Here is a 12,991-nt window from a genome sequence, read left to right as displayed (position 1 = left end):
TCCGCGCCGCCGGAGAGCAGCAATAGAAAAGTCGGGAATTTCCCGACTTTTTTACGGGATCAGGCAGAGCGGTTAAGCCGCCGCCGCAACCGGACGAACCCCTAACGTGTGGCAGATGGCGTAACTCATTTCGGCACGGTTCAGCGTGTAAAAATGGAAATCTTTCACCCCTTCGCGTGACAGGATTTTCACCATATCCATCGCGATATTCGCTCCCACCATTTTGCGCGTTTCCGGATCGTCATCCAGACCGGCAAACATCGCGCTCATCCAGCCCGGCAAACGCACATTGGTCAGCGTGGCAAAGCGTTGCAATTGCTTAAAGTTAGAGACCGGCAGGATACCCGGCACAATTTCCACATCAATGCCGGTGGCAACACAGCGATCGCGGAAACGCAGATAGCTTTCGACGTCGAAGAAAAACTGGGTAATAGCCCGATTTGCGCCTGCATCGATTTTTCGTTTGAGATTAATCAGGTCGGCCTGGGCGCTTTTCGCTTCAGGATGGACTTCCGGATAGGCGGCGACGGAAATATCAAAATCGCCAACCTCTTTCAGCAGCGAAACCAGATCGCTGCCATACATCTCTGGCTTGCCGCTGCCAGGCGGCAGATCGCCACGCAGCGCCACAATATGGCGGATGCCGTTGTTCCAGTAATCCTGAGCGATGGTGCGCAGTTCATCGCGCGTCGCATCAACACAGGTCAGATGGGGTGCGGCTTCCAGGCCGCTGCGATCTTTAATGTCTTTGATAATGCTGTGGGTGCGATCACGTTCACCTGAGTTCGCACCGTAAGTGACAGAAACGAATTTCGGTTTCAGACTGCTCAGGCGGTCAATTGAGGTCCACAGAGTCTCTTCCATTTCGCTGGTGCGCGGCGGAAAGAACTCAAACGACACATTAATTTGCCCGTTCAGTTCAGCCAGACTCTGGTTTAGCGCTTCGCGCTGATTGGCATGAAAGAAACTCATCCTGCACCCTCACTGATTAATAATCGGCCTGAAAACATCTACACGTTTAGACGTCCAGATGTTCAAAATGACGCAATCTCAGTGTGCCGTCAACGTAAAAATGGTCAACTGACGTGATCAATTTTCAATCAACATGAAGGGATTTCAACAGGAAGGAGATAACGCTTTGAAAACAGGCGCCGAAGCGCCTGATGAGGAGGGATTACAGCAGTTGTGCGAGGCGATTAATATCTGACTGAATAGCGCCGGCGGTGACATCCCGGCCTGCGCCCGGCCCGCGGATCACCAGCGGATTATCGCGATACCAGCGGCTCTCAATGGCAAAGACGTTGTCGCACGGCAGCAGCGCGGCCAGCGGGTGCTCCGGTCGCACCGCTTCAACACCTACGCGCGCCTTGCCGTTAGCATCAAAACGGGCAACGTAGCGCAGCACCAGGTCCATCTCCCGCGCGGCTTCCAGCCGCTGCAGCATCTGCTCGTTCAGCTCTTCGCCATTTTCAAAGAAGTGGTCCACAGATCCCTGCTGACAGTTGTTCGGCACCAGCGATTCAACCCGCACCTGATCCGGCTCGATGTTGTAGCCCGCCTCACGGGCAAGGATCACCAGTTTGCGCATCACATCCTGACCCGAGAGATCGGCGCGCGGATCAGGCTCGGTTAACCCCTGCTGCCACGCCTGATCCACCAGCTCGGTAAACGGCACCGTGCCATCAAACTGCAGGAACAGCCACGACAGCGTACCGGAGAAGATCCCGCTAATCGCCAGAATGGTATCGCCGCTGTCGCGCAGATCGCGCACCGTATAGTTAATCGGCAGACCAGCACCAACAGTGGCGTTATAGAGCCAGTGACGCCCGGTTTTGGTAAAGGCATCGCGAATCTGCCGCCAGGTCTGGCTGTCAGACGCACCCGCAACCTTGTTGGCGCTGATCACATGAAAACCGTGGCTGGCAAAGTCAAGATACTGCTGCGCCAGGGGTGTACTGGCCGTGACATCCAGTACCACCAGGTCATCGAACGGGTGAGCACGCATCCACAGGAACAGCGACTCTTCATCGCGCTCCACCGCCTCATCATCAAAGAAGGCGAGTGCACGACTGGCATCCAGCCCGTCATAGCTCAGCAGGCTGCGGCTGCTGTCCGCGACGCCCGCCAGCACAAATTCAAAGCCGGTGCGCGCTGACAGCGTTTCCTGATCGCGGGCAAACAGTTCCAGCCAGCGTGAACCGATATTGCCTTTGCCAAACAGCATCAGACCGATGCGCTTTTCTGCGCGGAACAGTGACTGATGCAGTCCCTGAATCAGGTGCTGGGTCGGCCCGACGCGCAGCACCGCCACCACGCTGATGTGATCTTCTGACTGCCAGATGAATTCAACAGGCTGATCTTTTAACTGCTGCCAGAAGCGATGAGTATGCAGCGGGTTACGGGTAACGCCTGCTCCCACTAGCGCTACCAGCGCCAGGCCGTCGCGCAGCTGCAGATGACCCGGTAAACCGGCGTCCTGTAGCAACGTGAAGGCGCTGTTGACCACTTCGGAGGTATAACAGAGTTGCAGCAGCTGACGATCAGGATGGACGCCAAACGCCAGCGGGCGCAGTTGCGCGCGCTTCAGCAGCAGATCGATCTCTTTGTGCAGGATAGCGAAGTCATGCTGCTCTGGCAGCTGAATCTCAATCAGGCAAACATCATCGTGGCTGGTTACGATGCGCGCCCCGGTCCCCGAAGCCAGCACACGCTCGATGCGGGTTGAGCCCTGCTCTGGCTGATAGCTGCAGCGCAGTTGCAGGTCGATATCGCTGCCAGAAACCGGCTGCAGCGTGCGGGTATGCAGCACCGGAGCAGCCAGGCGAGCCAGCTCACTGGCTTCATCCAGCCTTAACAGCGGCAGCAGACAGGCATCAGAAACTTTGCGGGGATCGGCGCTGTAAACGCCCGCGACATCGCTCCAGATGGTCACGCGTCCTACACCCGCCAGCGCGCCAATCTGCGTGGCGGAATAGTCGGAGCCGTTGCGGCCAAGCAGGACGGTTTCACCGGCATCGTTGCGGCTGATAAAGCCTGTTACCACGATGCGCTTTTGCGGATGCTGCGCCAGCAAAGTCTGCAGCAGGGGCCAGGATTTACCCTCATCCACCTGCGGCTGAGCAGCACGTTCAGCACGCAGAAACTCACGCGCATCCAGCCAGCAGGCCTGCAGATCACGCTGGCTCAGTACCGCTGACATCAGGCGTGCCGACCATATTTCACCGTGCCCGACCACGTCGGCATAGACCGCATCGGTGATCGGCGCATCCAGCAGTACGGCCAGCTTTTCCAGATCGCGGATAAATGCAGTGATTAAGGGTTCGGCGATCTCAGCAGGCAGCAGCGCACCGATTAGCTCGCTCTGGTAGCGCCGTAAAGCCTGTTGCACCTGATGCGCAGAGAGCCGATCGTTCTGGCTCAGCTTCAGCCAGCTAATCAGCTGGTTGGTGGTTGAACCTGCCGCGGAGACCACCATCAGATCGCCCGGCTGGCTGTAGTCCGCCATAATGCTGGCAACGCGCTGATAGCAGCGCGCATCGGCCAGGCTGCTGCCGCCAAACTTGTGCAACTGCCTGATGTTCGGCGTTCCCGCGCCTGCTGAAATCGTCATGCTTAATCCTCGGCTGCGATCCGGAATGCATTATCCAGATCGGCAATTAAATCTTCGTGATCTTCAATACCAACAGAAACCCGTAGCAGCGTATCGGAAATGCCTGCTGCCGCGCGTGCTTCTGCCGACATCCCCGCGTGCGTCATGGTGGCGGTATGGGAGATCAGACTCTCTACGCCGCCCAGCGATTCCGCCAGCGTAAATAACCGCAACGCTTTCAGGAAGCGACGCAGCAGCGCCTCATCACCGTCGACCTCGAAACTCAGCATGGCGCCAAAGCCACGCTGCTGACGTACAGCATGTTCGTGTCCGGCGTTTTCCGGCAGCGAAGGATGATACAACTTTTTCACCCGCTTTTGCTGCTTCAGATAGTCCACAATCGCGAGTGCGTTGCGTTGAGCAGCGGCGATGCGCGGTGACAGCGTACGAATCCCGCGAAGCAGCAGATAACTGTCAAATGCCGCGCCGGTCACGCCAATGTTATTTGCCCACCAGGCCAGGTCGGTCGCCAGTTGCGGATCTTTGGCAATCACCGCGCCCGCCACCACATCGGAGTGACCATTGAGGTATTTGGTACAGGAGTGGATCACCAGGTCCGCACCCAGCGCGAGAGGATTCTGCAGCGCCGGACTCATAAAGGTGTTGTCTACTACGCTGACGGCACCCGCCGCGCGTGCGGCGGCGCAAATCGCGCTGATATCCACGACGCGCAACAGCGGATTACTGGGACTTTCAATCAGCACCAGTTTGGGGTTTTCATCCAGCGCCGCCTGCAGCGCCACCGGGTCGCCCTGATCGACAAATTTCACCCGATACGCGCCGCGTTTGCTCAGGCTGTCAAATAACCGATAGCTGCCGCCATAACAGTCGTGTGGCGCAACCAGCAGATCGCCAGGCTTCAGGAACACCGTCGTGACCAGGTGAATAGCCGACATGCCGGTATTGGTTAATACCGCACCCGCCCCGCCTTCCAGTTCCGCCAGCGTACGCTGTACGACATCACGCGTGGGGTTACCACGACGGGAATAGTCATGTGCACGAGGCTCATTGAAATCCAGGAAGTTATAGGTTGTAGAGAGGTGGATGGGCGGGACAACGCAGCCATATTGCTCGTCATCATTCAAACCGCTGCGCACTGCGATGGTTGCCGGTTTACGCGTCATGAGCGAATTGTTCCTGAAGAGTTAAAAAAATGTAGTCCACAGAATATCACCCTCTAATTAGACGTCAATACATCTGGACATCTAAATGTCTTTGCGTATAGATTGAGCACAAACGCAATAACCGCTAAAATTATGCGTCATCGCCTGGCGTTCCCCTCTGTAATGCAGAAGCGGCGAACGAAGAAAACCCGCCATATGAGGGGTCAGGCAGGAAAAAATCAGGCATAATCCGCTGATTTCCTCACATTTAACGTTTATTAATTAAGGTAACCCATGGCTGAATGGAACGGCGAATATATCAGCCCATACGCTGAGCACGGTAAGAAGAGCGAGCAGGTCAAGAAGATTACAGTTTCTATCCCATTGAGCGTGCTGAAGATTTTAACGGATGAGCGTACCCGTCGTCAGGTGAATAACCTGCGTCACGCTACCAACAGCGAGCTGCTTTGCGAAGCCTTTTTACATGCCTTTACGGGTCAACCGCTGCCGGATGATGTCGACCTGCGTAAAGAGCGTAGTGATGAGATTCCGGAAGAAGCAAAAGCAATCATGCGCCAGATGGGTGTCGACCCGGATACCTGGGAATATTAATTCCCGGGGCCGGTTTCGCTTAACCCCGCTTCAGAGGAGCAGGCTCCGCTCAGGGAGCCGCTTTCTGATCCGATGTGAAATGACCTTCCTGCTTTCCGTAATCTGACAGACCCTTCTGAATATTGCCCGCCAGACTTATCATAAAACTCCAGCCTGTTCTCCTATTATTCCGTTATTTCTGTTGCAATAAGAATGTCTTTTTATTCCGACAATAGAATAATTACTATTGTTCACTATTATCTGCATCCGTAAAATTTTGCCAGAGCGACTATTTCACGGAAAGAAAATGAGCATTAAATATAAAATAACGTCATCTGCATCCGCTTATCTTCTTATTTTTTTCGCTGCAGTAACCTTTTCCTTTCCTGATCAGGCGAAAGCTGCACCCGCTCTTACAGAGTCAAATGGGAATATCAATGCACTGCAACAGGATCAGGTACGCAAAGCGCAACTGATGCCTGAACCGCAGCGGGCAGCGTCTGAACAACAGCGCTTCCGGGCAGAAGAGATTCCCTTTCCGCATGAAGAAAAATGTTATCTTATCGATAAGGTCTCTTTAAAGCAGGATAACAAAAAACTTCACCTCGAAAAATTAAGGTATTTTACTTCTCAGGCAGAAGGAAAATGTCTGGGTATCGCGGGTATAAAACTGCTGGCAAAAACTCTGCAAAATGAAATCATCCGGGCGGGATATATCACCACACGTGTTAATTTACCGGAGCAGAACCTGTCAGGTGGTGAATTAAAATTTGATATTAATGCCGGTAAAGTGGGAAAAATCGTTCTTAATAAATCCGGAGACGACTATATCAATTTAACCAGCACATTACCGTTCAAAGCGGGTGATGTGCTTGAACTCAGCGACCTTGAACAGGGTAGTCTTAATCTTCAGCGAGTACCGGGATCGCAGGTTAACGTCAATCTGGTGCCTGGCAGCGGCAAAGGTGAAAGCGACATTTATATCCAGCGCAGGCAGGATAAATACTGGCAGGTGGGTGCATGGCTCAATGATGCTGGCTCGGTTGCAACAGGCCGATATCAGGGTGGTGCAGCGCTCTATCTGAATAATATTACCTCACTCAGTGACACCCTTTATGTCTCTTATGGCCACGATATTGCCCCGAAGCACACGATAAAAGGTAACAGTAATAAATCGATAGGTTATTCAATCCCCTGGGGATACTGGTGGCTCGATCTCTACGCCAGTCACAGTGACTACCGACAATTTATGACCGGAAACTGGGCAAAATGGACGCTGAATAATAAGAACCATTATTACAGTGCGCAACTCAATCGGCTGATTTCACGAACCGTGCATCAGACCAGCACGGTTGGCCTGCAAATATTTGATACGGAATCGCGTTACTCTCTGGATGATTTTGACCTTGTCAGCATGCATAAAAGAAGTGCGGGCTGGAAAGCGGTGCTGCAACATCAAATCAATGTTGATAATGCAGGTCTCGCAACCACGCTAAGTTACCAAAGAAAGATGCCCTGGTTTAACAGCAGTAATACTGTTGAGCAGGAGTATGGACTCATTGATAAGCAAGGTCGGATTGTCACTTTAGATCTTGAGGGTTCCGTCAACTTTCGTGTCTATGAAAACTGGCTGAATTACTCCCCTCATATCAGCCTGCAATATTCGCCCGATAGCCTCTCGTCACTTAACCGCTTTTCGCTGGCAAACCGCTGGACGGTGCGCGGTTTCGATGGTGAATATTCTCTTCAGGACAATAAGGGAGGGTACTGGCGCAACGATCTTAGCTGGATAATCCCCGGCCAACCGATTCAGCCCTATATCGGTGTTGATGCAGGCCAGGTCTATGGCAATTACAACCAGCTGTATTATAAAGGAAAAACCGTCATAGGCAGCGTTGTCGGCCTGCGGGGAAAACTTCTGCAAACACGCTTTGATCTTTTTGCCGGTACCCCGCTAAAAAAACCACAAGCCTTTCACACTGATCCACTTACGCTGGGTTTTTCATTGCAATGGAAATATTAAAAAAGATGGACATTTTTTAATAAAAAAAACTTTAAAAAACACTCACACAGAAAAAGGATAGAAATAATGAAGAAGCATAAGTTTAACCTGTTATTCCTGGCTACCGTGGCCACATTGTGCAGCCAGCCTGCGCTGGCTGCACTCAATACTTACACTCATGCAAATGGATCGACAGTTGTTAATATTAATCAGGCTGATGCAAATGGTCTTTCTCATAATATGTATCAGAATTTTAACGTCACCAGTGATGGAATGGTCCTGAATAATAGCATGACAGATTTAGTGCGTGACAAAGGTGATCTTGCGCGAAACAGCAATCTGGATAAGTCAGCCAGCCTTATCCTGAATGAAGTTATCTCAAAAAGCTCATCTTCACTGAATGGCTATATTGAAGTCGCCGGTCAAAAAGCGGATGTCATTATCGCCAACCCGAATGGTATTACCTGCTCTGGCTGTAGCTTTATTAACACCGGACGCGCCACGCTGACCACCGGAACGCCCACCTTTACCGAGGGTGCATTGACTGGTTTCAATGTGGCGAAAGGCACGATTACGGTTAATGGTAATGGCCTGAAAGGTGCCGATTACACCGACCTTCTGGCGCAGAAAATTAATATTCAGGGACAGATCGCTACTACTCAATTACAAGCGATTGCTGGTATCTATGATTACAATATCGCTTCCGGTTCGGCGACAGCGACTGGAACGGCCAAAGCCTACGGCAACACCATTGATGTCAGCGCGCTGGGTGGGTCAACTGCGGGAATTATTCAGCTGCAGACTACTGATGCCGGAGCGGGTGTCAATAATAGCGGCATACTGAATGCGACTAATCTCTACATTGCAGCTAATGGCACATTAACCAATAGCGGCACGATTGAAACCGGACTGCTTAGCGCCACCGCAGGTGGCAGCATAACGAACAGAGGAACACTGTCTGCCAGCCAGGCTGTTCTGCAGACAACGGACGCGTTCACCAATAACGGCACTATTAAAACGACGGATTACGCCACCATCGTCAGCCTGGGAAAAATTTCTAACAACAATAATGCGCAAATTGATGCTGCTGGTGCTGTAAATATTGTTTCTCTGGCCGGTAATATTGAGAACAGAGGAACAATCACGACGCCAAAAACGTTGGCCATGCAGACCGGTTATAATACGGTTGACGGCGTCGTAACGGCTGTCGCCAACACCAGCCTGCTCAATTCAGGGGCAATTCAGGCTGGAAACCTGAGTATGAATGCCGTTAAAGAGGTCAGCCTCCTGTCTGGCGGAGACGTGACTTCACAGGGGACAGCCTATGTTTCTGCGATAAAGGTCTCTAACGCGGCGACTCTGACCGCTCAGAGTGCCTCTGTTATGGCGAATGAGGTCAGCAATCAGGGCGTCATGCAGGCAACCGGACTGTTAAACGTGTCGGGCAAAAACGGCATATCTAATAGCGGTACCATGAAGGCGGAAACGCTGACACTGGCGACAGACAAGAAAATCAGTAACTCATCCTGTTTACTCTGGGTGCTGTGCAGTAAAGGTACGATGTCAGCCGATAAAATCTCGATTACCGCACCGAAGATCGCCGCGATTGGTGATTTAGATGGTACTTATACGACGCAGGTACTTGAACTGAATAAGCCTGCGGCGACCCCGGGAACGGACACCAGCCTGTAACAGCCATAAAAAAACCCAGCCGAAGCTGGGTTTTTTCTTGCCGCCGAACCCGCAGGTTCAGGTGCCTTTTAATCTTATTTTTTAGCGCCTGGCACGCTGAAACGCTTGTTAAAGCGGTCAACACGGCCACCAGTTGCCACTTCACGCTGCTTACCGGTATAGAACGGGTGGCATTTGCCACAAACGTCCAGGTTCAGTTCGTGAGTCAGTGTTGAACGGGTGTGGATCTCGTTGCCGCAGGTACATTTGATAGTAACTGCTTCGTATTTCGGGTGAATACCTTGTTTCATGGGAAACCTCATAGAAGGCCGTGTCGCTCTCCGTGCCAGGCGTTAACCTGCACAGCACCACACGCGGTTGAACATTATAGGGTGTACTCCGGCCAGATTTTCTCACCGAAGGGGGCATATTATACAGGTAAGTCTGGATTGCTGCAAATATATGCTGAGATACCCGCCACAGGGGGTCAGCGTGTACACTAGCTTCCCCGATGATTGAGCCGGAAAGAGAGAGTTATGCCCGTTGTTCAGGTTGCCCTGCCCGTCCCCTTGCCCCGCCTGTTTGATTATCTGCCGCCTCAGGGTGTGCAGCCGGTCATTGGCGGGCGCGTGAGTGTGCCCTTTGGCAATCGCAGAATGATCGGGATTGTGGTCGCCTTTCGTGACAGCAGCGATCTGCCGGAAGCACAGCTCAAGCGCGTGGTTGAGGTGCTGGACAGTGAGTCTCTCTATCCCCCGTCGCTGTGGCGCATCCTGAACTGGGCCGCCAGCTACTACCACTCGCCGCAGGGTGAAGTGCTGAGCCACGCGATTCCGGTGCTACTGCGCCAGGGCAAAGCGGCGCAGGACAATCCCCTGTGGCGCTGGGAAATTACCGAGCAGGGCCGTGAAACCGCGCCGGAAAGTTTAAAGCGCGCCCCGAAACAGCAGCAGGCGCTGGCAGCACTGCGTCAGCAACCGCTCTATCGGCATCAGGTCAGTGAACACGATCTTACCGAGGCAACATTACAGGCATTGCGGGCTAAAGGATTATGCGAACTGCATGAGCATCAGCCGCAGATGCACGACTGGCGCACCACTTATGCTGTAAAAGGCGAACGGCTGCGACTGAATACCGATCAGGCGATGGCCGTGGGTGCGATTCGGGCAGATGATGAACACTATGCCGCCTGGCTGCTGGCGGGCATCACCGGCTCCGGCAAAACTGAGGTTTACCTCAGCGTGCTGGAAAATGTGCTGGCACGGGGTAAACAGGCGCTGGTGCTGGTGCCGGAGATTGGCTTAACCCCACAAACGATTGCCCGTTTTCGGGAACGTTTTGATGCGCCCATCGATGTGCTGCACTCTGCATTAAATGACAGTGAACGGCTGGCGGTCTGGTTACGTGCCCGGCGCGGCGAAACGGCGATTGTGATTGGTACCCGCTCGGCGCTGTTTACGCCGCTGGCTCGTCCTGGCGTCATCATTATTGATGAAGAGCATGACAGCTCCTACAAACAGCAGGAAGGCTGGCGCTATCAGGCGCGCGATCTGGCTGTGTTCCGTGCCCATGAAGAGGATATCCCGATTGTCATGGGCTCGGCGACACCGGCTCTGGAGACGCTGCACAATGTCCGCAGCGGCAAGTATCGCCAGCTCGACCTGACAAAGCGCGCCGGCAACGCCCGACCGGCGCTGCAACAGCTTATCGATTTAAAAGGCGTGCAGCTGATCGGCGGCCTGGCACCGGGTCTGATTGGTAAAATGCGCCAGCATCTGCAGGCCGACAATCAGGTGTTGCTGTTTCTTAACCGCCGCGGCTTTTCACCCGCCCTGCTCTGTCACGACTGCGGCTGGATTGCCGAGTGTACCCGCTGTGACCGCTACTACACCCTGCATCAGCACCACCGTCAGCTACGCTGCCATCATTGCGACAGCCAGCGTCCGCTACCTAATCAGTGCCCGCAGTGTGGCTCAACCCATCTGCTGCCGGTCGGCGTCGGTACTGAGCAGCTGGAGCAGCAGCTCGGCACACTCTTCCCTGGCGTGCCGGTGTCGCGCATCGATCGCGATACCACCAGCCGCAAAGGTGCCCTGGAGCAGCATCTGGCTGACGTCCATCGTGGCGGCGCACGTATCCTGGTCGGCACCCAGATGCTGGCTAAGGGCCACCACTTCCCCGATGTCACACTGGTCTCGCTGCTGGATGTTGATGGTGCCCTGTTCTCAGCCGATTTCCGTGCGGCGGAGCGCTTTGCTCAGCTCTACACCCAGGTCGCCGGCCGTGCTGGCCGTGCCGGAAAGCAGGGTGAGGTGATGCTGCAGACTCACCATCCGGAACACCCCTTACTGCAGACACTGCTGCATCAGGGTTATTCAGCCTTTGCCCAGCAGGCGCTGCTGGAGCGACAGGCGGTTCACCTGCCACCCTGGAGCCGCCATGCGCTGTTCCGCGCGGAAGATATGGATAACCAGCAGGCAGCCGAATTTTTGCAACAACTTCGTAACCTGCTGGAGGCGAGCCCGCTGAATGACAAGGCGATGTGGTTTATGGGTCCGTTGCCCGCTTTGCAGCCCAAACGCAGTGGACGCTGGCGCTGGCAACTTCTGTTGCAGCATCCTTCCCGGCAACGTCTGCAACAGTTACTGAGCAGTTCGTTGCCGCTGGTTTCAACGCTCCCCGCTGCACGCAAAGTGAAATGGACGCTGGATATCGACCCGACCGAGAGCTGATTTTTACTGACACTGCGAGCCAGATCGAAAAACGTCGCATAAGTCACAATTTTTATGCAAATTAAGTAACAACCAGCCGGGCAATCGTTAACAATGTTGCCCGGATTGCTTTCAGGTCAGGCAAAAACAGAATCGAACGCGCCATAACGCGTCAGGAGCATGTGTTGGAGCAGAATCAACAACCGCCCGCCGCCACGATGAAGGATGTCGCGGAGCATGCGGGCGTCTCAACCGCCACCGTATCGCGTGCGCTAATGAATCCGGAGAAGGTTTCTGCGGCGACCCGCCAGAAAGTCGAGCAGGCCGTTGCCGCCGTCGGCTATGCAGCACATGGCCCAACGCGCAACGCACGGCGTAACGAAACGCGAACCATCCTGGTTATTGTCCCTGACATCTGCGATCCCTTCTTTAGTGAAATCATTCGTGGCGTCGAAGTCACGGCAGCCGAAGAAGGCTATCTGGTCCTGATTGGTGACTGTGCTCATCAGAATCAGCAGGAGCGAACCTTTCTCAATCTGATGGTCACACGACAGATCGATGGCATGGTGCTGCTCGGGTCACAGTTGCCCTTTGATGCCAGCATTGATGAGCAACGTAACCTGCCGCCCATGGTGATGGCGAATGAGTTTGCGCCGGAAATGTCGCTGCCCACAGTTCACATCGATAACCTGACCGCCGCATTTGAAGCGGTGAATCATTTACTGCAGTTAGGCCACTCGCAGATCGCCTGTATCGCCGGGCCGGAAGAGATGCCGCTCTGTCAGTATCGGTTGCAGGGCTATGTACAGGCGATGCGTCGCAGCGGGCTGACGGTCGATCCCACCTATATTGTGCGCGGTGATTTTACGTTTGAAGCAGGCGTGGCCGCCATGAATCAGCTGATGACCCTGCCGCAACCGCCGCGCGCCCTGTTCTGCCACAGCGATATTATGGCGCTGGGGGCGATGAATCAGGCCAGACGCTGTGGACTGCGGATACCGGAGGACCTCTCTGTGGTCGGATTCGATGACATTGAGCTATCACGTTACTGCGAGCCGCCGTTGACCACGGTCACGCAGCCACGTTACCAGATAGGCCGGGAGGCGATGCTTCTGCTGCTGGATGAGTTAAATGGCAAACGGGTCATCAGCGGATCGCGGCTGCTGGATGCCGGTTTAACCATTCGTGGCAGCACGGCGCGAGCAAAAAAGCGTGAAAAATAAGCGTATTTGTCTGATTTTTTCAGTAGATTCTTAAGGCGAAC

General features: G+C 54.0%; 9 protein-coding genes. 5 read left to right on the top strand and 4 right to left on the bottom strand.

The annotated features are described in order from the left end of the window. Positions 1-72 precede the first annotated feature (72 nt). From metF to metB, 3 genes are all read right to left on the bottom strand, one after another. Positions 73-972, bottom strand: coding sequence for a methylenetetrahydrofolate reductase (gene metF / locus ACTJKZ_RS20195; protein WP_440829986.1), 900 nt, complete (start codon positions 970-972; stop codon positions 73-75). A gap of 202 nt (positions 973-1,174) precedes the next feature. Then, the gene (locus ACTJKZ_RS20190) at positions 1,175-3,610 is read right to left on the bottom strand and encodes a bifunctional aspartate kinase/homoserine dehydrogenase II (RefSeq protein ID WP_161733014.1); all 2,436 of its coding nucleotides are present in this window, start codon (positions 3,608-3,610) and stop codon (positions 1,175-1,177) included. A 2-nt stretch (positions 3,611-3,612) separates the two neighbouring features. Continuing rightward, on the bottom strand, positions 3,613-4,773 hold the full coding sequence (gene metB / locus ACTJKZ_RS20185) for a cystathionine gamma-synthase (protein ID WP_161733011.1): 1,161 nt from the start codon (positions 4,771-4,773) through the stop codon (positions 3,613-3,615). Positions 4,774-5,046: 273 nt separating this feature from the next. On the opposite strand from metB, the gene metJ reads away from it, so the two are divergent. The 3 genes from metJ (at position 5,047) to ACTJKZ_RS20170 (ending at position 9,037) form a co-directional block, all read left to right on the top strand. Beyond that, a complete protein-coding gene (gene metJ / locus ACTJKZ_RS20180) occupies positions 5,047-5,364 on the top strand; it encodes a met regulon transcriptional regulator MetJ (RefSeq protein WP_009088019.1) in 318 nt (105 codons plus the stop codon). 286 nt (positions 5,365-5,650) lie between these two features. Next, on the top strand, positions 5,651-7,366 hold the full coding sequence (locus ACTJKZ_RS20175; RefSeq protein WP_440829985.1) for a ShlB/FhaC/HecB family hemolysin secretion/activation protein: 1,716 nt from the start codon (positions 5,651-5,653) through the stop codon (positions 7,364-7,366). Between the two features lie 105 nt (positions 7,367-7,471). Beyond that, on the top strand, positions 7,472-9,037 hold the full coding sequence (locus ACTJKZ_RS20170; protein ID WP_440829984.1) for a filamentous hemagglutinin N-terminal domain-containing protein: 1,566 nt from the start codon (positions 7,472-7,474) through the stop codon (positions 9,035-9,037). Positions 9,038-9,111: 74 nt separating this feature from the next. Here ACTJKZ_RS20170 and rpmE read toward each other — a convergent pair whose 3' ends face one another. After that, on the bottom strand, positions 9,112-9,327 hold the full coding sequence (gene rpmE, locus ACTJKZ_RS20165) for a 50S ribosomal protein L31 (RefSeq protein WP_003851227.1): 216 nt from the start codon (positions 9,325-9,327) through the stop codon (positions 9,112-9,114). A 225-nt stretch (positions 9,328-9,552) separates the two neighbouring features. On the opposite strand from rpmE, the gene priA reads away from it, so the two are divergent. Continuing rightward, positions 9,553-11,748: a primosomal protein N' gene (priA, locus tag ACTJKZ_RS20160; protein ID WP_161733005.1), complete on the top strand. Its 2,196-nt coding sequence runs from the start codon at positions 9,553-9,555 to the stop codon at positions 11,746-11,748. Between the two features lie 164 nt (positions 11,749-11,912). Continuing rightward, positions 11,913-12,950 (top strand): DNA-binding transcriptional regulator CytR, encoded by a 1,038-nt coding sequence (cytR, locus tag ACTJKZ_RS20155; RefSeq protein ID WP_161733003.1) that lies wholly within the window; start codon positions 11,913-11,915, stop codon positions 12,948-12,950. Positions 12,951-12,991: the final 41 nt, after the last annotated feature.

Origin of the sequence: Pantoea sp. 22096, from assembly GCF_052045955.1 — a bacterium.
Lineage (GTDB): Bacteria > Pseudomonadota > Gammaproteobacteria > Enterobacterales > Enterobacteriaceae > Pantoea > Pantoea alfalfae.
The sequence above is the reverse complement of the archived record's forward strand: the minus strand, read 5'-3'. Positions and strand labels throughout refer to the sequence as shown.